This is a genomic window from Thermocladium sp. ECH_B (assembly GCA_001516585.1).
In the GTDB taxonomy this organism is placed as follows: Archaea; Thermoproteota; Thermoprotei; order Thermoproteales; family Thermocladiaceae; genus Thermocladium.
Genome location: LOBW01000002.1, coordinates 17825 through 39252 on the forward strand (window position 1 = coordinate 17825; position 21428 = coordinate 39252).

A 21428-nucleotide genomic window follows, 5' to 3' on the forward strand; every position below is an offset into this window, starting at 1 on the left:
ATGATTGGGATTTTTAACCTTTTTCGAATTAGAATTCAAGTACCAAGAGCCCACGCCGATACATACTTCCTCTGCTCATCAGTTAATTCATCAATCCCAATCCCCATGGCCTTAAGCTTTAATCTAGCTATTTCAATATCAAGGTCCTCGGGCAACTTATATACCGCTGGCTGCATTCTACCCTTATTCTTAACTATATGCTCGGATGCCAACGCTTGGTTCGCAAATGATAAATCCATAACCTCTGATGGATGGCCCTCCGCCGCCACCAAATTAACTAGCCTTCCTTCGCCTAATAAGAATATTACCTTGCCATTGGGTAGTTTATACTCGACCATGAATGGCCTTATTTCACGCTTCCTAATCGCATTTCGTTCAATGGCATCAACATCTATCTCCACATTGAAGTGACCGGCATTGGCCAGCATAGCTCCATCTTTCATCTTGAGAATCGCCTCGTAATTTATTACGCGCATATCGCCGGTGGCCGTTATGAATATATCGCCTTCCTCCGCAGCCCTTGATATCGGCATTACTTCAAATCCATCGAAAACCGCCTCCAAGGCCCTTACTGGATCAACCTCCGTCACAATAACCCTCCTCGCGCCAAGTCCACGAGCCCTAGCCGCTATGCCTCTCCCTACCCAACCATAACCCGATACGACCACTACCTTTCCAGCTATCAGTACATTCGTGGCACGCAAGACGCCATCCCAAGTGCTTTGGCCAGTGCCATACCTATTATCGAATAAGTGCTTTGTATATGAGTCATTAACGGCTATTATTGGGTAAAGAAGAGTCTTTTCGCGCTCCATTGCCTTAAATCTAAGCACTCCTGTAGTTGTTTCCTCGGTTCCTCCATAAATGTTCTTGACCATTGACTTAAAATCGATATTACCGATCATCTCCTTAGCATACCTTATAGAATCATCATTTATATCCATGGCTAACTTATGTAGAGTTATGGTTAAATCGCCCCCATCATCAAGCGTTACCTGTGGGGAGTGGGATATTGCTGCTCCAATTGCATTATAGTACTCCCGCTCATTCATTCCCTTCCAAGCATACACTTTTATGCCATCAGTGGCCAATGCGGCTGCCACATCGTCCTGGGTCGATAATGGATTCGATGGAGCCAAAAATACGTCGGCCCCCCCGGCAACTAAGGTTCTGGCGAGAACAGCGGTCTCCTTAGTTATGTGGAGGCTAGCCGATAAACGCAATCCAGCGAGCGGCTTCTCCCGTTGAAATCTCTCCCTAATGAGAAGAAGAACAGGCATATTGCGTTCAGCCCACTCTATCTGCATTCTTCCGCGATCAGCTAATCCCGGATCCCGTACCTTGGATTCAACCATGGGGCTCCTCCCCTCATCTATTTTTAACTACTCCGCTTCATAATTAGTTGAGTAATCATTATTAAAGTGAAATGAGGGAAAAGCAAATGGTTGGATCGTTTGAAATAATAATAGGGCCAATGTTCTCAGGAAAAACCGAGGAATTAATACGTAGATTAAAGAGGCACGAAATTAGGCATAGACGTACTCACTTATTTGCGCCAATTAACTCAAAGGGGAGGTACGGAGGAGTAGAGGAATGGAGGAGCTTAGGTGGGCTCAGTTATGGCGATGTAAGCTTCATAGGTGAAGATAATAATGGAGTCACTGCATTAGTCAATGAAACACTAACAAAGGGCTTCGACGTTATCGGAATAGATGAGGTGCAATTCTTTACTCTTGGGAGCGAGGAGCCGCCGCTAATAGTTGATGCGATACGATTACTTAATGAGCGGGGAATAGATGTAATAGCCGCCGGTCTTAACATGGATTTCAGGGGAGAACCGTTTGGGAAAATGGGATACCTCATAGCCATAGCGGATAAAATCACTCAATTAACGGCCGTCTGCGATGTATGTGGTAGGGAGGCTTACTATACTCAACGATTATTAAATGGAAAACCAGCACCATACGATTCACCCCTCATAATGATTGGAGCAAGGGAAACCTATCAGGCTAGGTGCAAGGATCACCATGAGGTACCTAATAAAAGAATTAATAGGTTCCAGAATTACCAATTGAAAATTTAATTCATCACCAGTTATCTAGCCCAATAATGGAAATATCTCAATGGAATATTATTTCACTAATCCGTGTGCGGTGATGGTTCTTCCTGATTAGGTACTGTGCTTTCCGCTAATGTCCTCAATCTAACCGTTTCGCCTACTACATCCCTTATCGATATAACGCCGCGCAGTGAGCCATCCCTTCCCATGACCACTAGGTGCCGCACATTATTTCCATGCATGAGCTCTGCCGCCTTATAGATGTTTTCATCCTCATTAATCGTTATAACGCGTTTTGAGGCGATGCTTATCACTGGGTCATCTAGATTGGCGCCGGAGGCAACCGCCTTCATTACATCCCTCTCGCTCACTACGCCAATTACTTTATTCCCATCAAGAATAACCAGTAACCCTATGTTTTCCTTAGCCATTAGGGAGGCTGCTTCCCTGATTGATTTATCCGGGGCTATTCCTATGGGTTGTTTCTTTATTATTTGTTTTGTCGTAATTGACATAGGCGATAAACGAAAGTCTGGTAAATAAACTTTGTTCATTATTTTAATTACAGAATATATTGTGGAATAAATTATATATATTATATTTATTAGGGATTATAGGGAACAGCGCCCATCCCCGGAAGACCAGACACGTAGACTCCAATGATCAGTATAACCACCAGCATCGCTATCACAAATAAATTAAGCCTTGTTAATTTAAGTTCATGATAATATGTTCTATACTTATTTGCCCTGAAGCCCCGAAGATCAGCGGCTATTGCTATTTCCCTAGCATTCCTAAGGGTTAATATTATTATTGCAGTGAGAGAGAGAATCACCACCCTAAAGGAGGCACCAAGCCTCTTAATTATCACAATGGGGTTCCGGGAACCCCGTGGCACAACATCAACGCCCCTTGCCTTCAATGCGTTTATGACTATCATGGAGCTCTCCAGTACCTTAGGTATAGAGGAGGCGGCTAGAAGCAGGGTAAAGCCTAGCTCAATAGGTAGCTTTGACTTCTCAAGGGACCTAAGTATATCGGATGGGGAGGCGGAGAATATTAGTAGCAGACCAGATGCTATTGAGGCGGTTGCACGGAACGATATCTGTAGCCCATATATTAATCCCTCCCAGGTTAATCCAACCGGTGATGCCGTGCTTCCCAGCAAAAATACGGACGCCGAGGAATTTCCCTGGGTGACCCCNAATGAGCTTAATATGGGTGGCAGCAAGTAAATGAAGGTTACATGATGATTGAATATTGCATATAGATATGTGAATGGAGCAAATAGGCTTTCGCTCCATGCGGTGCCTATGAATGTAGCTAATATGAGGGGGCCCGCGACCCGCATCTTAGCAACTGGATCCCTCAGGAATAAGTAGAGCATTAATACCCCGGCCAGGAATATCGCAGATATCCACCAAATAGTCATCGCCGCAACTATTGTTAATATAATGGCCAGCAGTATCTTTGTTCTTGGGTCAAGCCTATATATAAATGAANCACCGCCAGCATACTTGAAGAGGGACATATAGCCCGTGAAGCCAAGCACCTTATAGATCAGTACTATTATGAGAACGGGGCCGTAAAATAATAATAATATCGCTATTGCCCAATTAATGACCGGATTATAGAGNAGGCCTGGAATCACTTTGCATCACCCATTACTGCACGCAATGAAGCAAATGGTTTAAGCCCCAGTAGCTTGCTTACCATAAATACTTGAGGCGGTGAGACAGCCCACTCCTTATGATTAAGCGCCTCCGTGAATACGTTCTCGGCGGAGTCAGCCATGACTATTCTCCCCCCATTCATGACTATCACCTTATCGCTGTACTCACCCACTTGCTTCATGTTATGGGTAACCATGAACACCGTTAAGCCAAGCTTTGATTGAAGCTCCTTAACGTAACTCATCATGGTCTCCCCCGTGTCGTAATCTAGTCCCCTCGTTGGTTCATCCAGCATCAAGACCAGCGGCCTCGCCACTAGCACAGCAGCAAGGCTAACTAATCGTCGTTGACCCACGGATAAGCGGTGAGGGGATTCCTTTAGTAATCCATTTAACTTAAACATGCTTACCACATCATTGAACACGGACTCATCCTTAATACCAACGGTATTCATTGTGAACCTTATCTCGTTCTCCACCGTGGAGTTAAACAACATGTAATCTGGATCTTGAAACACGTAGCCCACTAATGAGGCGAGGCGATTACGGGGAGCCCTGGAAACATCGACACCAGCCACTAATATCTTACCTCTCTGTGGTCTATAAATGCCGCTGATCAGATTCATTAATGTGCTTTTTCCACTGCCATTGGGCCCAATTACGCTCACGAATTCACCGCTCTTAACCATAAGATTAATGCCGTTCAATACCCAATCAGAATTTTTCTCATATCTAAAGAATAGATCCTCAACTATTATCCTGGGTTCGCCACCGCTTGAATGCATGATGTCATGGATATCCAATTGCTTTACTGCCTGGCCATCTACCTCAATGAATTCATCAACGGTTATCGGCATGAATTCGGAGTTACCCTGAATTGACTTATGAAGAAGCGTGACTTGGGGCTCCTCGAGTCCATACTTGGCTATGCCTGCTTTAAGGACTTTATGGGGCTCATCATCCATGATTATGGATCCATTATCCATAACCACTATCCTATCAACCATATTGATCGCTCGCTCCAATTTATGCTCCGACATTATCACCGTGAGCCTATGATCCTTATTAAGGGACCTAATTAAGCCAAAAACCTCCTCCGTGCCCACCGAGTCTAATTGAGAGGTCGGCTCATCTAGCACGAGCAACTTTGGCCTTAGTGCCAGGGCATTTGCAAATGCTAATCTCTGTTTTTGGCCGCCACTTAGTAGAAAGGTTGGATGAGAGCGATTGCTCCAGAGATTGACTAATCGCAGGGAATCCTCTACTCGCTTCACCATTTCATCACGCGGAACAGCCATGTTCTCTAATCCGAAGGCCACATCATCCTCAACTATTAGGGAGAATATTTGGTTCTCCGGCGTCTGATACACTGTGCCAACCATCGTGGATAACTTATGGAGAGGCGTTTCCCGCGTGGATTGCCCAAATACATGAACTGATCCCTCCATTTCGACGCTAATTATGTGGGGAATCACGCCATTAATTGCATTTAGAAGCGTGGATTTACCTGAACCTGTTTTCCCCGTTAATAGAATGAATTCGCCCTCCTCTATTGATAATGATACATTGCGTAAAGCCAACTCATGTCTTCCGAAATACGCCACCGAGAGATCCTCTATCTCAACAGCCTTCATGAAATACCCACCGAATTTATTTTCATGAAAGTAAATTAAATTATATTGCTCCCTTCACTACCCGCTTTATATACGCCACAAAGGGCAGCGATATGAGGCCCATAACTATGCCGCCGCCCACGCTTGCTATTGTTGTAGCATATACCAGGCTCGGCTTATATACAAAGCCGCTGACGAAAGTCGCAAAGAATCCCCTATAGAATAAGCTATATGCCACCGCCATTGGAATGGCCCCAATTAATGCATCTAACACCATTAGCACATAGCCAACAGTGGTGGCTTTGCTTGCTTGCGCCTTTATCCTCTCCTCTAGAGAAGCTCCAGCGGATGTGGAGCCAGGCCTTGACTTAATATAGGGCGAGAGAAACAGTTCACCACGATATGCAAGCCACATGTCTAATATGGCTCCATAGGCCAATATCTCATAAATAAAGTAGAATGGTTCGCCGCCGAATCCATAATGGAATATATCGGATAGCAACGTATATACAAACATTGTTATAGCCATTGTGCCCGGCTTACCCACAAGAGCCGCCACGGTCAATAAGAGGAATATCTCGCCTATCATGGGGTAATAGAACCACGTGGTAATTGCTCCCACCTTAGGTATTATGGGCGATATAAAGAAGTTATAGACTATTAATAAAGCAACGATCAATGCTATATACACGAAATCAATTGTTTTAAATGATGAGAATTTGCCGCTTCGCCAAATCCACGCCAATACCCCCACATATATCAATCCATAAATCAATATCACATACCATGGTATCACGGAGTTCAGATTAAAATGCACGCCATTCCACACCGCGCTTGATGCGAATATTATTAACTGCATATAGTGATCGATAATCGATATTTTTATAAAACTTATTTACTGAAAATCCTAACAATATCTGTGTATATATAGGCATAATTATAGTTCTAAACCATTTAAGCAAGAAGCAAAACATAAGAAACGAAACCAATATTGATCCCCTCCCGACTTGAGGGGCTCCTTGACTGGGAGTTACATCCTTATGGGCTCTCTCCCCCTTCCCTGGGCATCGCCGGCAACCCGCTCCCCCAAGATTAATCCAGAGAACAAGGGGAGAGAAGCACCAATTACCCGCCCCCTAAAGGGGAAAGCTTGCCGTTCTTCTATCATCAGGTCTACTATTATTTAATCCTAGTCATGTTGAGAGACTTATCGTAAGGATTGGTGGGCCCGCCGGGATTTGAACATCCCCCAAGCAATTGCTTGACCGGGGCCTTTACCGCCGTTGGCATCGGTTATCAGCCGATCGCTCCACCATGCTGAGCTACGGGCCCGTTCACCATGATTACCCCAAATGGTTTTTAAGGATTTCCGTACTGAAAACGTTTTAATTAACTCCGGCCTCCATGATGGGACCCCTTGAGGGGGGATTATGTCCTCTTTAGTTACCGCTACTCCATGATGCGCGATTAATGATTGGCTTAACCGCTGAGACAACTATTGCCGCCCTCGCAAGGCTCGTCATTGATTTTATCATTAACCAATAATGTTTTAAAGCGGTGAAGCACAATGAGCACGTGTCGATGCANTATATAAAAGGCNTTGAGGCATATATTCACGGCTTCTACGAAAAGGCTGTAAAGGAATACATAGAAGCAATAAAAGAGGAACCAAGGAATCCCCTGTACCATAATTGCCTTGGTCTGGCTCTGATGGCGATGAAGCGATACGATGAGGCGGCGCATGAATTTGAGGAAGCAATAAAAGAGGAACCAAGGAACCAAAGCTATCACGCTAATAAGTGTTTTGCATTAATTAAGCTCGGCAAGTGCGAGGAAGCAAAGCAGGAGGCACAAATGGCGGAGNCTGATCCTTCATTCTCTGGATTAAGTGATTATGTTGATGAAAGTTGCCATAACTACATCCGTAGATTTCGAGAGAAATAACGCAGATGTACTAATAGTAACAACCTTTACTAAAGTTGACGCAGAGCTTCTAAATAAACTACCTAATCTAAGATTCATCCAAGTAGCTAGTACTGGTTATGACAATGTGGATCTAGAGGAAGTCAAGCATAGAGGCATCATGTTAAGCAATATCCCGGTCGCCAATAAAGAAGCCGTGGCCGAGCATGTCATAATGTTCGCTTTGGCGTTGCTACGTAACTTGATACAACTAAATTCAGAAATAAAGGCTAAACAATGGCCGATACTAACCGGTGCACGCGAATTAAGGGGTATTCAATGCTTTTAAGGAAGCAGAGGAATTGGCGGAAGCCATTGGATGCCCCGTTTACGCCGAGCCATTAGCGCATAGATCCCCCTTTAATTCCAATAACAGGAGATTCGCAGGAGACTTACTTACTTCCTGGATCAACATTGATAAACATGAAGCTCTTGACCCATGATCTAATATTGATAATTGGAGGCGGAATAACTCTGTATCCATACTTACCATCCCCCCTCCTTCCAGGCAAGCACGTGATATCGGTGGGATTTGATGTAGACCCAAGGCTGGGGGAAGCATTTATCATGAATCCACGGATGTTCATGAGAGAGGCAGCCAAGAAGGTCACGCGTAAATGCGATTATAAGCGGGAAGAGGATTTGCTGTATATGAATAGGGTGGCGAGATCAAGGGCAGTGATGGGCATTGATTACGTCATGTATGAGGTACGGAAGATCTTTCAAGGCTTCACCATAGTTGATGAATCCATATCATACTCACCAACAGTTAGGAGCGTGATGGGATATGGCCATAATAAGTACTTCACAGCGAAGAGCGGGCAACTGGGTTGGGCATTATCAGCATCGCTGGGCATCTCAATAGCAGAGAAAAAAGTGCTCACCATGGTAGGAGATGGGTCCTTCATGTATTCCGTTCAAGGCTTATGGACAGCAGCCAAATACAAGTTACCTCTGAAGATCATTGTGCTAAGTAATGGCGGATACAATATATTAAAGAGCTACGCCAAGAGCTACTACCCAGAGCTCGAGACGGCTGATTATCTAAACATAGAGGCAAAAATAATTGATATAGCAAAAGGCTTCGGTATTGAGGCGGAAACAGCCGACAAAGACTTACGGGAACTTAAGTGGCTATATGAAGGTGAAGACCCGAAATTACTCTTGATAAATCTGGATAGAACTGTGCAGAAAATGTTCCTTTAATAGCGAGAGAGGAGACAAATTCTCCATCGTGGGGCATGGACATTATTTCCAGAAGTGTAGGGCATTTTCACTTACCATTATTTATTTTAATGAATTGATCCATGGCTATTTGAAGTATGGTTCCAGCTATGCGATGCTTCAAAATGCCTTTCACTGCATCGATAATCATTAATATAGGGCAATCATTTTATTATTTTATTAGCTGGACTCACTGCTCCTTTTCATTTTCATCCATATTATCCAGCGAGTCGCCTCTTAGATCTAAATCATCGCTTGATTCATCATCAATTGGGAAATCCTCATACTCAACTCCCTCTATCTTATCGCTCTCATCATTCTTCTGGCTGTTGTTCGATGCTTGAGGAATAACCGGAATAACTCCCTCCTTCTTTGGCTTTATTTCACCGGCATAATACTTATCCGCGAATTTATTGAAGTAATCCACAGGTAAGTATCCCTCCACTACATTAAAGACAGCCTCTAATCCGCAGTTGCTGCAGATAACGGTTNCTGTTTTTTCTTTTCTGTTCAATATAACGTTAACGCTGGTCATACCACAATGTGGACACTGAAATATCCTTGGCAGCTTCTTAGCTGGCTTGACTGCCAACTTTCTACGCACTTTTCTCCTACCCNTCAAGTTCAAGATTCTCGTTAAACCTATTTATTTCTTTTTCGGACAAATAAGTAATGAACTTAATGCTTAGTTNCCGAAACCAATAAAGCGTAGAAACTAGGCAGGAATCTTTATAAAAATAAGATCACATCGGGGATTCGCGTGTATCAATTGATTTACTTATTTGGGGAGGCATTCCTGCTCTACTTACTGACTGGCTGGGTAGTCTGGCTAAGCGGGAGGAGGGGAGGTGATGCCCTACTCCTAGCCACGGGCGCCACGTACCTATTCCTACTAACCATGAGTCAAGTATTGGCGGTTAGGTTGCTGGATATTTCCCCCTTCATGGTTCCAGGGGGCGTCCTCAGCTATAGTGCGAGCGTGGCGGTGCTGGATATTGCGAGCGTGAAGTATGGGGCTAGGCTGGGGAGGTGGCTGGTGATTATTGGGGCTGTCCTCCAATTATCCTACTTCATAATGCTTAACCTGGTCAGCGCCACGCCGGGCACTGGTGGGGACGGGGCCCTCAGCACCAGCGCCAGGATCGCCGTGGCAAGCGTCGTTGCGTTCCTAATCAGTGAGAACATTGATGTTCACTTAGTCACTAGGCTGAGGCTGGGAGTGGTGAGGAGGGTTGGGGTCAGCGACCCCATAGCCATGACCATCGATAGCCTAGTCTTCATACCAACGGCGTTCCTGGGAGTCCTGCCCACGGGAGTCCTGCTGAGCCTAATAATTGGGCAATTAATCGTTAAGTTCAGCTTCGTCCCACTCACAATGCTAACCGTAGGCATGAACAGGAAAATACTGGGCTACGGCCCAATGAAGACGCCCACCCTGAGCAAGTGAAACTGTTACGCAGCAAATATTTGCTTGAAGCCATGAATTATCATTAAACGAAAACCATTCTNCTGCCCAGCAATGATGCCTAACACCGAAATGATCCTTAGTGGAAATAGATGATAGAGAACAGCAAACCTCTCCCTTTGGGACAGGGATAATTTTAACTTTATCGGGGGTTAAGGGGTCGAAAGTCCCCGTCTGTAAGGGAGGGGTAGTTCGCTTGGAAATATTTATAATTGCTCGAAATCAACAATGAGAGCAAATGGGAAGAAGCTCAAATGAGGTGGAACTGATTAACGTAATGAAGGAGTTGGAGGACAAGTATAATTACTTATTGGAGTTCATGAGCGGAACTAATTATCCGCTTCCAGATATCAGAGACGCATTGGTCACAGTGTCAGATAAATTAAGCGAGCTTAACATAAATGTCCTAGCCCTTGTAGATAACATAAGAAGCGAAACAATAAAACGAAAACTAGAGACAAAGGAATTCGGGGAAATGGTTCGTTACATAGATGGATTAATAACTAAGATACAAAGCGTTCTAAATGTCTCCAGCTCGCTTTGTATGTTATCCGATAATAGCGAAGCAGTTAGGCTATGCATAACTGCGTTATTCCAAGGGGCCGGCTTTTCTGGAATCAGCATAATAAAGGATTTAACGCTGTTAACAAGAAATATAATTCTACCATTAATAACATCCACAAAATGATTACTTCAACCATTTTTTCATTGATCATTATCGTAAGGGAAGTATGCTTAATGCTACTCTCCTCCGTTTTCCATTTACTTTTCGATAAACTCCCCTCTCTATAAAAACATGTGGGAAGGGTCAAGAATTGGCGTGTCCCTCCATTTTCTCTAATGTCTGTATGAAATTCATTAATTCATCATTATCTAGCCTAGATAACCAATCGATCTCTTCATTAATTGCCTCGCCATTGAGTGCTCTGATTATTGTATCTATGCATTCATCCAGCGATGAATTGCTGGTATCTATTTCGATTACTTTCCCATTAAATAAATCACGGGCAGTATATGGTATGATATTGAGGAGTTCGGATAATACATTGGAGGCAACCTTATTCAGCGGCCAGTCCCTCTTTTGAAGCTCCTTCCATAATAGATATGGATTACGGCGTAAAACAATGACTCTATCAATTATAGAGGAATCAAGCAATTCTATGGCAAGCGTCTCACAAATACAATTACCTCTTTTTCTAATCTCCTCATTAAGTACTGCGGAAACTCTCTCCGGATCCAGCACATCAAAGGTATTGCTACGTTGATCCCAGGAAACTTGACCGCTGGCTAGAATCAACCCATTTAGATTAATGTACGGCATGCCAAGTCTCTTAGATAGCGCCAGCGAGATAGTGGTTTTCCCAGTGCCCGGCGTTCCAGTCACCAATATATGCATTATTAAGGCCTGATGCGTCTCATGTCCCGCGGAAATGGAAGCGCATCCCTTACGTGATCAAGCCCACATATCCACATGACTAATCTATCCATGCCTAGCCCAAAACCGGCATGCTGAACGGAACCAAAGCGGCGCAGGTCCAGATACCAACCATAACTGCTTGGATCAAGCCCAAAGCGGCGAATCTTCTCAACCAATTCATTATAGTTCTCTATACGTTCCCCTCCGCCCACTACCTCGCCATAACCCTCTGGAGCAAGAATGTCAACGCTCAAGGTGGTTTCCGGCCTTTGCGGATCATTTTTATGATAAAAAGCCTTAACTACTTCCGGGAAGTGATGAAGATGGATGGGCTTATCGAACTGCAGAGTCAAAGCCCTCTCCTCATCGGCACCAATATCATCACCCCACTTCAAATTAATGCCTTTATTCCTTAATAGTTCTAAGGCCTCATCATAGGAAACCATTGGGAACGGGGGCTTAACTCTCTCTAGGTATTCCGTCTTACGCCCTATAACGCTTAACTCCTCTAGATTGTTTTGAAGCACCTCATTGATTGTATGGCTTATGACTCCCTCCCCCACAGCCATGACGTCACGTAATCCGGCCCATGCCACCTCCATCTCCGCATGCCAAAACTCCGTCAAGTGCCTCCTAGTCCTAGACTGCTCGGCCCTGAAACTAGGCGCAATGGTATACACCTTCTCCAACGAGTAAATCAATGCCTCTAAATAGAATTGAGCGCTCTGAGTCAAGTAAACAATATCATTATTAAAATAATTTACTTTAAACAAGGTGGAGCCGCCCTCAACTGCTGCAGATATGAAGGTCGGTGCATGCACTTCATAAAAGCCATTGGACCTAAAATAATCATGAACAGCCGCGAACACTGTGCTTCGTATCTTAAGCACCGCCTGCATCCTCCTACTCCGCACCCAGAGATGTCTTAGATCCAGAAGCAGTTCGGAATCTGCATTAGCCGCATCTTCATTTATTGGGAATTGCTCGCCCACGAACTCCCATAGAATCTTATCAACATGCAGCTCAATGCCCCCAGGCGCGCGCTCCTCCCTCTTAGTAACTCCGCTAACGTAGAGAGCCGATTCTATGTTTAGCTTAGATGCTTCAGCCGCCAATTCATCCGTGAAGACTGATTGAATTATGCCGGTGGAGTCACGTATAACGAGGAATGCCTTATTCTTAAGCACTCGCTTCCTGTAAACCCAGCCCCTAACCACTACATGAGAGCCTTCCGGTAATGAGAATATCGATCGTATTGGCGTGGGAGCCACAGCTGACGATGACATAATGATCACTCCCTGGGCATTTCCTTAGCTATGGCGGAAATCATCAATTGTGACCCATCATGGGGGCATTTCTCCGCATCTATCTTGCCTATGTAGTCGCCAATGGCGAATGCCCTCCTCTTCTCGAATCCNCATTGGGGGCACTTCAGTACTACGAACTCGATTAATTGAGGGCGCTGAGGGGTCGAGCCCGTTATCTTTGCCATTAGTGATTTATTGAAAACCAAGTAGTACAATAAAATTACTAGGGCTGCAAATACAGTAATGGATACCGCGACCGAATAACTCGTCACAAATGCATCGAATGACATAGATCGCAGCCCTTTTTTGAAGTTTAAAACTTTGCTGTAGCTCAAGCAATTATTGAGCAACTCCTATTGTATTACCCACTCCGATTACGAGAATCTCATCACCGGGGGAAGTATATGTGTCTATTATTTTTCGTAACCTATCAACAGCTGAATTCACTGCATCATCTATTTGCTTCGTCATTGTGTTTAAAGCCTCGGCTTCACTCATCTTTATCAGGATAGCGTAGAGGGGAATATTATGCCTAGAGACAGTGGTCTCTATATTGAACTTCTCAGCGCCTATGCCTCCCATCGCAACGCCAAGCCCATCAGTTATTGTGCCAGTCTTCTCTCCCTCAAGCTTCAGCGCCGCGTCTATGGTTATCACGAGCCTTGGTTTTAAGTTAATGGTCTCCAATAAATAATTAACCGCATCATCGAGGTGACCCACGGTTCCCCCTGGTCCTTGTGCTTTCATCAAATATATCCTTCTTTGATTATAAAGGCATTGACCTATATAGGTGTCTGGCACAACGCCATCCATGGATGCCTTGCCTTGGCATGAATTATTCATGAAGCGATAGATGGTCAATGGACCGGCAGCATCACCTATTGGCTGCCCCTTCACGAATGATGTTATGGAGCCGCTTAAAGCATTAACTGCCTCCTTCAAGAAGGGGAGCATGAATGTTAATTGATATAGCAAGTAGTAACTCTTATACTTAGAACTTAATTTATAGTAATGATCCACGACCTTATATATATAGTTTAGGTTTCGTAGAACCTCGACCGCATTAGTCATGTTTTGAACCATAGGCTTATCCAAGTTAGGCATCATTCTCTTCACGTCGCCCTCTAATCTATCGCTATACATATTGATTAAGTACTTCAGCTTTCTAACTAATCCCTCGGTCTCTATACTTGTGGGATCAATCACAACCAAATCCATTAAATTGCGAAGCTCATTCTTGACCTTGTCGCTATCCACTGTGGAGCCATCCTTGGCCACAACCTGATTGACGGCGCCTAAGAATTGAGAGATGCCATTAGTTATCGTTGCGCTTAACTGCTGCAAAAAGCCATTTATCTGCATTTGAAAACGCATCAATTGTAGATACTCATATAGGAATGGAAAAATACCAAAATAAACGACAAATAACAATAAATTAAATATCCAATACTCCGTTGTACTAGAACTACCTCCGCCCAGCAACTGGAACGCCGCTAATACATACATTCCTAATCGATTCGCAAGCTATAAACCGCTTAAAAACGTTACGACACACAATGAGAAAAATTAAACCCTTCTCTCCTCAAAGAAGCAATAATCATAATAATTTGGAGCACTGACCTCCATACCATACGGGAATGAGACTTGTCGCCCGCTTCCACCCATAAATGGCGAAGCTTGTTGTTCCCATTATCGTAGGGGACTGAACCAACATAACCCCCTATATTTATTAATAATAACGACAAAATAGATATGTGAAGCCAGCCTTCGTTTCCAGAAAAGGAGTGATTGCCAGTGAACATCCATTCTCATCCATTGCTGGGCTAAGCATCCTCGAGAAAGGCGGTAATGCAATCGATGCAGCAGTGGCCACATCATTCATGTTAGCTGTTAGTCAACCAGCATTAAATGGATTGGGAGGAGATTTCATGGCAATGATATACAACGAAAAAAGCGGCAAAGTCGAATTCATTAATGGAAGCGGGTGGGCACCACGGCAATTAACTAAGGAACTCATCATTGAAAAATCCGGCGGGAATATGCCACGCTATGGTCCATTATCTATCGTGGTACCGGGCATGGTGATGGGCGCGCATTCTCTTTGGAAACAATACGGCTCAATGGAGTGGCAGGACCTCCTTCGACCGGCTGTGCAGGCAGCCATGAATGGCTTACCTGTATCCCCGAGGCTTGAACTAACCATTAAAGGCATCAACGAGTCGTCTCATGATAATGAAACGACTAGGACATATGCTGTGCCTAGGTGGGGAAGAATCAATATGCAGAGATTGGCTAATACCATACAAGCCATAGGTGAGAATGGACCATCATTCTTTTATCGAGAGGTGGGACGCGCGATAACCGATTATGTGAATTCAATGGGAGGCGTATTTAGCTATGATGACTTCACCGAGTACTTGCCTGAGTGGAGGGAACCATTAAGCATTGAGTATAGGGGTGTTAAGGTATATGAGTCGCCGCCGAATAGTCAAGGCATAACCACGTTATTAATACTGAAAGAAATAGAGCGAAGGAACGTGGCTCTCCGAGGATCAAGCAAGGTTAAGGAATTCATAGAGATATATAAGCATGCCTATTCTATAAGGGATTCCTATATAGGAGATCAAGTACGTGGATATTCCTATAAATAAGATACTCGATGAGGTTGCATCATCTCTGAGCAATATGAAGCGGCTTCAGGGCGGAGATACCACTAATTTTGTTGTGGCGGATGCGGAGGGAAACATAGTTTCAGCAATTCAGAGCCTTTATCACCCATTTGGCTCCAGAATAACTGAACCAACATATCAGGTAACGCTGAATAATAGGGCCAGTGACTTCAAGATGAGTGGACCAAATGAGTTGGGGCCACATAAGCGACCATTACATACATTGTCATCGATAATAGTTGAGAAAAGCGGAAAACCCATGTTGGCCCTGGGAATAAGCGGGGGACACTTCAGACCGCAGCAGCATGCCATGCTATTAACAAACATAATTGATTTGGGAATGGATGTCGTGGAAGCCATTGATGCGCCTAGGTTTCTATGGGATGGAGCCGAGGTATTTGCGGAGGATGAAGTTGATGCGGAAGTTCGCAAAATCAAGTATCCGGGAGCAACCGGCGTGGCCCATGCAATTCAATTCATCAATGATGAGAAAGTGGGCTATGCCGATATACGCGGCGATGGAGTAGCCCTTGGTCAATATTAATTTGAAAATATTGGAAATCCGGCCCCTTAAGGGCGAGCTTTTCCATTAATTTACGTTCCTTCCCATACTTCCTTAATTAATAAAACGAACGACAAACCTCGCCCTTAAGGGCGGGGTAGTTCACATGATTGCAATTAATCCAACTACTCCTCCAATTACTATTATTGCAGTCATTATCCAATATAGAATAGATTCCCAGAACTTATAGGGAGTGCCCTTCATCACCCTTGAATCAGCAACTAATCTGCCCAGCACGTATAGCGATGGTACTATTATTATCGTGTAGACCACCATTAAATCAAGCATTAGTTCCACGTAATTATTATAGGATATCACCAGCAGAAGGGCCGGGAGGCTTTCTAGTAGGTAAATGATTAGAAATGATTTTCTGGATGTATGCCCAATGGCTTCCAGAACTCCCCAGGCAGAGGCCATTGAGATGACTACCAATGCTAAAAAGCCCGCCGCCAAGAACCCAATTGCCGTTATTAGTGGCGCCAGTGAACCAAATGGAGCCAAAGCGCTAGATAACTCAGTTACATTCAAGAAGTCATTAACCATATTTAGGTGTGATCCGTCTATTACTATCAGGGCCATTAATATTTCAGATACTATTGCTCCAATCAGCGTCTCCAATCTTTCTGTTTTTAAATCACTCCTCCTCAGCTTCTTCCTGGAATCGGCGCCGGAGTGAAAGTATAGCATCCAAGGCATTATCACTGCACCTATATTTGCAGCGAGCAAATAATCGAAAGATGGGTTGCCATATGGTTGAAGCGGGGATAGGCTTCTTAGCAACAATAATGGGTTCGGCTTAAACAGTAAGGCAGAGGCAACTATGCTGGCGACAAGCATGAAACTTATAGGAAGCATAGCTATTTCCGCCTTCCTATAACTACTGGATAATACGACAACTGCATGCGTTATATATAAAACCAATAAAATTGGAACCAATGGAAGGCCTAAAAGAAGCACTCCAATAGCCATGCCAGCATATTCAGCCACATATTCCAAAAAATCGGTCACAGCCATGGGAATAGCCAATAAAGCAGCAATTCTACTGCCATACCTAATCCTCACCGCTTCTCCTAATCCAAGGCCGCTAATTGTGCCTAGACGGCCGGCCGCATCTTGAACTATAAATAATGGGATTGTCAATACAAGCATTATAAATATCATTCTATATCCCCAAGTAGCGCCGGACTGAAGCCCAGTGATTATGCTGGCTACATCTATGTCGGCCATCATGACAAGCCAAGCCGGGCCAAAGACATATAATTGGCGACTTATTTCCTCCACATTAACGCGTAAATTCACGAAATGGGTTATTAACTATGATTATTATAAATGTTTCTCATGATACCGCGAACAGGAATGCGGTGAACACAGTCCATTAATTGGACTAAACACATCTCAAACAAGTTTTTCTTGAAATTCTACAACGGTTCTATACCTAATCACAGCCAAGACGGAATTTTTATAAATAAGAATTAATGCGTGGCTGCTATGGTGGAGGTATTAAAGTACGACGTATTAATCCTTGGCTCCGGTCTCGCCGGATTACGGGCAGCATTCGAGGCCGCTAGAATATCCAATGGAAAAATAAGGATAGCGGTGGTATCCAAGGTTCATGCCATGAGAAGCCACTCCGTCTCAGCCGAGGGCGGAGCCAGTGCAGTGCTTTACCCTAAGGAGAATGGCGATAGTTTAGATCTTCATGGGTATGACACTGCTAAGGGGAGCGATTTCCTGGCGGATCAAGACGCTATAGAGCTATTGGTGCAAACGGCGCCTCAGGAAATAAAGTTCCTGGATCACTTGGGAGTACCGTGGTCCCGCGATCCCCAGGGAAAAATCTTACAAAGACCGTTTGGAGGAATGACTATACCGAGAACTACCTTTGCTCAAGATAAGACCGGCTTCTTCTTGCTGAGCACATTATATGATAATACACTGAGATTCGGCAATATCGATATGCTTCATGAACATTTCGCCACATCCATTATTCTCGAGAATGGAGTATTCAGGGGCATAACCGCTATTGACCTAAAGACGGGCGAGTTCAAGGTAATATTAGCTAAGGCAGGCATAATAGCCACGGGAGGCAATGGCAGGGTATATGGATTCACCACCATGGCTCACTCCTCCACAGGAGATGGCTACAGCCTTGCATATAGAGCGGGCATACCGTTAAAGGACTTCGAGTTCCCTCAATTCCACCCAACCGCATTAGTGCCCAATGGGATACTGATAACGGAGGGAGCGAGGGGAGAGGGAGGGTACTTGGTTAACAAGGATGGGGAGCGATTCATGAAGAGGTATGCGCCGAGCAGAATGGAATTAGCGCCACGCGATATAGTGAGCCGCTCGATAATAACGGAGATAAATCAGGGCCGTGGATTCACGGATGAAGAAAGCGGGCTTAGCTATGTATTGCTCGACTTAAGGCACCTCGGTGAAGAGAGATTAAATAAACGGTTGCCCATGATTCGCGAGATCCCCATAAAGACCATAGGAGTTGATCCCGTTGATGAACCAATTCCAGTTAGGCCAGCCATGCATTACATGATGGGCGGCATTCATGTTGATCTAAAGGGGCAAGTATATATCGATGCGGAGAAAAAGATACCTAATCTATGGGCGGCTGGGGAAGCCGCTAATGTGAGCGTTCATGGTGCTAATAGGCTTGGAAGCAACTCATTAAGCGAGTGCTTGGTTTGGGGCCACTTTACCGGTGAAGAAGCCGCTAAATATGCAATGACCTCATCCACTGAACCTGGATATGATGGATACGTCAAGGAAGCCGCGGAGAAAGAGGAAAAGAGGATATTTGATGGATTGCTCCATAAGGAAACCAATGCGGAGAATCCATATGACATTAAGCACGAAATGAACAAGATAATGGATACTTACGTGTATGTATTTAGGGAAAAAAGCGGGCTTGAGGAGGCGTACTCCTCCCTAAAGAAGTTAAGGGAGAGGTTCAATAACTCAAGGATAGAGGATAGAGGACTAGTATATAACCAGAACCTAAAGGATTTAATGGAGATAGATTTCCTGCTGGAGCAAGCAGAAATAATAACGCTGGGCGCATTAAATAGGACGGAATCCAGGGGAGCACATGCAAGGATAGATTACCCGAAGCGCGATGACGTTAATTGGCTAAAGCATACCTTGGCATTCTACACGAAGGAAGGCCCGAGTTTCTCATATATACCGGTGAGGATTACAAAGTGGAAGCCCGAGGAACGCAAATATTAAGCGTATATCTAGCCCTCTTATTAAAATTAGCCTCTTAGGAGGGTTCCCTTATTGCTGATTGTCTTGAGCTTCCAATGTTGTTACTGGGTATTGAAGTATTGCCGCGTATCCTCCGAATGTTTCATCAAGCATCTTAGACTCCTCGACGGCTTTTGGAATTACCTCTACCTTTATCCCCTTCTTATCTCCCTCCACGACTAAGTTAAGTATCTCCTCCTCCCCCACGTTCTCGCTGACCAGTATTATTCTTGCGGCTCCATACTTTAAGGCCTTCATTGTGGATTCCCTACCAAATACAACATAATTGCTCTTGCGGACAGCGTACTCCATTAAGGTTTCAAGAAGTTCCTTGGCATGGACGTATTCATTATCCTTGATATGCTCGCTGGCTTTTCTAATAGTTTCTATTACTCCATATTCATCTGGGCAACAAGCATCAACTATAGCTATCACTTTATCCTTTAACCTATAATCTAATGCATCCTCCTTCAAGAAATCCTCCTTCGTGGGACCAGGGCCTGAGACTATTATTCCCTTTAAATCGTTTATCTTGAGGAATATCTCATTAGCGGAGTCGGCTAGCATTTTATAGAATACCTCGGCCAAGTGTTCAGTTTGCCTCTTATATCTAAGCGCTGATTGCCCACCTGCGCTATGCTTATTTGGAACAAAGAATTGAACTTTCTTCACTATTTCCCAATAGTTTCCGCGAAGTAGCGCTATTACGGCCTCACCTCGCTCCACTATTATTATGCCATATGTAGACGTAGTGTTCGCGCCCTCCTCAAGAAGCTCTGTGTGGAACGTCATGTCGCATATGTACTTGAATGTGCTTATCTTGAAGGGCGGAATCACGACGTATGATACCCAAGTATAGTTACCTGGGGATATCATGTGGAAACCAGCGAATACGACTAATCCATTCGGTGGAGCCTTGGGGGTTCCTTTAAGCATTCCTATTATTCTATCGATAGCGTCTTGAACGTGATTCCTTGTCGTTTTATCCTTTATATTACCTGAAACAGCCCACTCCTCTCGAAGCATGTTAACTATGTCTGGTATGGGCCTATCTCCATTAATATAGAGCGTCACTAACGTGGTGGCGTATCCCCTATACTTCTTCAACATAGATATGAGGATCTTAAGCTCATTAATTGATTTTATTCCAGTGCATCCATCCTGAATCACATTCGATGTATAGCAACCCTTTATAAACCTTACTAAACTCAGTCAGGGGTGAAACTATCACCACTCAAGCCGGAAACCTAATCATCACTGAAACGAAACAATCCAAATGCCACTTATTAAACTTTAATGAAAAGTAACACAAACAAGAACGCTAACGGCCGAACCTCCTCTCACGGCCAGCATAGAAATTCAATGCATCGATTAAGTCATCCTTATTGAAATCCGGCCAATACTTATTCGTGAAATACATTTCGGCATAGGCAGTCTCCAATGGAAAGAAATTACTTAATCTATATTCCCCGCCCGTCCTTATCACTAAATCAATGGTTGGATATGGCATGAATGATGTAGGTAAGTACTTGAATAAATCACCATCACTTATCTCGCTCTTGGAACCGATGATGTTATTAACCATATCCACCACGGATTGAATTCCACCATAGGCAATCGCCAAGTTAAGGAAATGATCATTATAATCACTGGTCACCTTCATTGCAGTCATTATCTCGTTGACCACGCTCTGGGGAAGATTTCTCCACCTACCTATTGCAGTTATCCGCACCTTATTGTTATGAATCCGTGGATCATTTCTGGTCTTTATCAATTTATTAATCAATAATTCATATACTATGTTCTTCTCGATCTCGCTTCTATTCAATAGATTCTCCAGCGACAATACATAAACAGTGACGGCCTTTATCCCCATCTCTATAGCCCAATCCAGGAAGTCCTCCACCTTATCTGCACCTAGTCTATAAGCCGATATGAAGTCAGTATTATTCTTCTTGGCCCATCTCCTATTGCCATCAGGTATCACGCCTATATGCAACGGAAGCTTTGAAAATCCTTGACCCATTATGCATGCATTGGCAATTCATTAATTTAAATGTTTTGCGCATATATATTTATCCATTTAACTTCAATGCCTAACCACTCAATACGTTGATTACACTGCCTTAAAAGGCAAGCCATTACCTTCATTATAAATCATTTATTTGGATATACATGAATTAAAGCACTCCTCCATGCATCTCTCAACCAAGTAAG

The 21428-nt window shown here is 44.0% G+C and carries 20 protein-coding genes and 1 pseudogene; 8 read left to right on the top strand and 13 right to left on the bottom strand.

Annotated features, from left to right (window positions below; all coding sequences use genetic code 11):
- Positions 1-35 precede the first annotated feature (35 nt).
- A complete protein-coding gene (locus AT710_00565) occupies positions 36-1355 on the bottom strand; it encodes an adenosylhomocysteinase (GenBank protein ID KUO93224.1) in 1320 nt (439 codons plus the stop codon).
- A gap of 86 nt (positions 1356-1441) precedes the next feature.
- Between AT710_00565 and AT710_00570 the strand changes: the two genes are divergently transcribed.
- On the top strand, positions 1442-2083 hold the full coding sequence (locus tag AT710_00570) for a hypothetical protein (GenBank protein KUO93225.1): 642 nt from the start codon (positions 1442-1444) through the stop codon (positions 2081-2083).
- 56 nt (positions 2084-2139) lie between these two features.
- Here AT710_00570 and AT710_00575 read toward each other — a convergent pair whose 3' ends face one another.
- From AT710_00575 to AT710_00590, 4 genes are all read right to left on the bottom strand, one after another.
- Positions 2140-2574, bottom strand: coding sequence for a hypothetical protein (locus AT710_00575; protein KUO93226.1), 435 nt, complete (start codon positions 2572-2574; stop codon positions 2140-2142).
- Positions 2575-2663: 89 nt separating this feature from the next.
- The gene (locus AT710_00580) at positions 2664-3710 is read right to left on the bottom strand and encodes a cobalt transporter (GenBank protein ID KUO93227.1); all 1047 of its coding nucleotides are present in this window, start codon (positions 3708-3710) and stop codon (positions 2664-2666) included.
- Complete coding sequence (locus tag AT710_00585) at positions 3707-5365, bottom strand: cobalt ABC transporter ATP-binding protein (GenBank protein ID KUO93228.1); 1659 nt, start codon at positions 5363-5365, stop codon at positions 3707-3709. Before AT710_00585 ends, AT710_00580 begins: the two co-directional genes overlap by 4 nt.
- 40 nt (positions 5366-5405) lie before the next feature.
- Positions 5406-6203, bottom strand: a complete 798-nt coding sequence (locus AT710_00590; protein KUO93229.1) for a hypothetical protein — start codon at positions 6201-6203, stop codon at positions 5406-5408.
- A 722-nt stretch (positions 6204-6925) separates the two neighbouring features.
- Here AT710_00590 and AT710_00595 point away from each other — a divergent pair.
- The 3 genes from AT710_00595 (at position 6926) to AT710_00605 (ending at position 8512) form a co-directional block, all read left to right on the top strand.
- Complete coding sequence (locus AT710_00595) at positions 6926-7288, top strand: hypothetical protein (protein ID KUO93230.1); 363 nt, start codon at positions 6926-6928, stop codon at positions 7286-7288.
- The gene (locus AT710_00600; GenBank protein ID KUO93231.1) at positions 7245-7595 is read left to right on the top strand and encodes a hypothetical protein; all 351 of its coding nucleotides are present in this window, start codon (positions 7245-7247) and stop codon (positions 7593-7595) included. The genes AT710_00595 and AT710_00600 overlap by 44 nt, the downstream gene beginning before the upstream one ends.
- 134 nt (positions 7596-7729) lie before the next feature.
- Positions 7730-8512: a hypothetical protein gene (locus AT710_00605; GenBank protein ID KUO93232.1), complete on the top strand. Its 783-nt coding sequence runs from the start codon at positions 7730-7732 to the stop codon at positions 8510-8512.
- 208 nt (positions 8513-8720) lie between these two features.
- Here AT710_00605 and AT710_00610 read toward each other — a convergent pair whose 3' ends face one another.
- On the bottom strand, positions 8721-8975 hold the full coding sequence (locus tag AT710_00610) for a hypothetical protein (protein ID KUO93233.1): 255 nt from the start codon (positions 8973-8975) through the stop codon (positions 8721-8723).
- Positions 8976-9284: 309 nt separating this feature from the next.
- On the opposite strand from AT710_00610, the gene AT710_00615 reads away from it, so the two are divergent.
- Positions 9285-9977, top strand: a complete 693-nt coding sequence (locus AT710_00615; protein KUO93234.1) for a hypothetical protein — start codon at positions 9285-9287, stop codon at positions 9975-9977.
- Between the two features lie 256 nt (positions 9978-10233).
- On the top strand, positions 10234-10683 hold the full coding sequence (locus tag AT710_00620) for a hypothetical protein (GenBank protein ID KUO93235.1): 450 nt from the start codon (positions 10234-10236) through the stop codon (positions 10681-10683).
- Between the two features lie 120 nt (positions 10684-10803).
- On the opposite strand, the gene AT710_00625 is transcribed toward AT710_00620, so the two are convergent.
- The 4 genes from AT710_00625 to AT710_00640 all read right to left on the bottom strand — a co-directional run bounded on the left by AT710_00625 (position 10804) and on the right by AT710_00640 (position 14225).
- Positions 10804-11391 (bottom strand): hypothetical protein, encoded by a 588-nt coding sequence (locus AT710_00625; GenBank protein ID KUO93236.1) that lies wholly within the window; start codon positions 11389-11391, stop codon positions 10804-10806.
- Positions 11392-11393: 2 nt separating this feature from the next.
- The gene (locus tag AT710_00630; protein KUO93248.1) at positions 11394-12698 is read right to left on the bottom strand and encodes an asparagine--tRNA ligase; all 1305 of its coding nucleotides are present in this window, start codon (positions 12696-12698) and stop codon (positions 11394-11396) included.
- Between the two features lie 5 nt (positions 12699-12703).
- Entirely contained in the window at positions 12704-13009 is a 306-nt protein-coding gene (locus AT710_00635; GenBank protein ID KUO93237.1) for a hypothetical protein, read from the bottom strand.
- 49 nt (positions 13010-13058) lie between these two features.
- On the bottom strand, positions 13059-14225 hold the full coding sequence (locus tag AT710_00640; GenBank protein KUO93238.1) for a hypothetical protein: 1167 nt from the start codon (positions 14223-14225) through the stop codon (positions 13059-13061).
- Between the two features lie 248 nt (positions 14226-14473).
- Here AT710_00640 and AT710_00645 point away from each other — a divergent pair.
- A pseudogene (locus AT710_00645) lies at positions 14474-15932 on the top strand (hypothetical protein).
- Between the two features lie 120 nt (positions 15933-16052).
- Here the strand turns inward: AT710_00645 and AT710_00650 are convergent.
- Positions 16053-17180 (bottom strand): hypothetical protein, encoded by a 1128-nt coding sequence (locus AT710_00650; protein ID KUO93249.1) that lies wholly within the window; start codon positions 17178-17180, stop codon positions 16053-16055.
- A gap of 258 nt (positions 17181-17438) precedes the next feature.
- Between AT710_00650 and AT710_00655 the strand changes: the two genes are divergently transcribed.
- Positions 17439-19193, top strand: coding sequence for a fumarate reductase (locus AT710_00655; GenBank protein ID KUO93239.1), 1755 nt, complete (start codon positions 17439-17441; stop codon positions 19191-19193).
- Positions 19194-19241: 48 nt separating this feature from the next.
- Here the strand turns inward: AT710_00655 and AT710_00660 are convergent, their stop codons facing one another.
- Positions 19242-20381 (bottom strand): peptide chain release factor 1, encoded by a 1140-nt coding sequence (locus tag AT710_00660; protein ID KUO93240.1) that lies wholly within the window; start codon positions 20379-20381, stop codon positions 19242-19244.
- Positions 20382-20532: 151 nt separating this feature from the next.
- Positions 20533-21237: a UDP diphosphate synthase gene (locus AT710_00665; protein KUO93241.1), complete on the bottom strand. Its 705-nt coding sequence runs from the start codon at positions 21235-21237 to the stop codon at positions 20533-20535.
- Between the last annotated feature and the right edge of the window lie 191 nt (positions 21238-21428).

What these genes read in the sequence shown, in the direction of transcription:
- AT710_00575 (KUO93226.1), bottom strand. Translation starts at nt 2,574, where the DNA reads ATGTCAATTACGACAAAACAAATAATAAAGAAACAACCCATAGGAATA.
- AT710_00565 (KUO93224.1), bottom strand. Translation starts at nt 1,355, where the DNA reads ATGGTTGAATCCAAGGTACGGGATCCGGGATTAGCTGATCGCGGAAGA.
- AT710_00605 (KUO93232.1), top strand. Translation starts at nt 7,730, where the DNA reads ATGAAGCTCTTGACCCATGATCTAATATTGATAATTGGAGGCGGAATA.
- AT710_00650 (KUO93249.1), bottom strand. Translation starts at nt 17,180, where the DNA reads ATGATGGCCGACATAGATGTAGCCAGCATAATCACTGGGCTTCAGTCC.
- AT710_00630 (KUO93248.1), bottom strand. Translation starts at nt 12,698, where the DNA reads ATGTCATCGTCAGCTGTGGCTCCCACGCCAATACGATCGATATTCTCA.
- AT710_00570 (KUO93225.1), top strand. Translation starts at nt 1,442, where the DNA reads ATGGTTGGATCGTTTGAAATAATAATAGGGCCAATGTTCTCAGGAAAA.
- AT710_00590 (KUO93229.1), bottom strand. Translation starts at nt 6,203, where the DNA reads ATGCAGTTAATAATATTCGCATCAAGCGCGGTGTGGAATGGCGTGCAT.
- AT710_00600 (KUO93231.1), top strand. Translation starts at nt 7,245, where the DNA reads ATGAAAGTTGCCATAACTACATCCGTAGATTTCGAGAGAAATAACGCA.
- AT710_00585 (KUO93228.1), bottom strand. Translation starts at nt 5,365, where the DNA reads ATGAAGGCTGTTGAGATAGAGGATCTCTCGGTGGCGTATTTCGGAAGA.
- AT710_00625 (KUO93236.1), bottom strand. Translation starts at nt 11,391, where the DNA reads ATGCATATATTGGTGACTGGAACGCCGGGCACTGGGAAAACCACTATC.
- AT710_00620 (KUO93235.1), top strand. Translation starts at nt 10,234, where the DNA reads ATGGGAAGAAGCTCAAATGAGGTGGAACTGATTAACGTAATGAAGGAG.
- AT710_00665 (KUO93241.1), bottom strand. Translation starts at nt 21,237, where the DNA reads ATGGGTCAAGGATTTTCAAAGCTTCCGTTGCATATAGGCGTGATACCT.
- AT710_00655 (KUO93239.1), top strand. Translation starts at nt 17,439, where the DNA reads ATGGTGGAGGTATTAAAGTACGACGTATTAATCCTTGGCTCCGGTCTC.
- AT710_00640 (KUO93238.1), bottom strand. Translation starts at nt 14,225, where the DNA reads ATGTATGTATTAGCGGCGTTCCAGTTGCTGGGCGGAGGTAGTTCTAGT.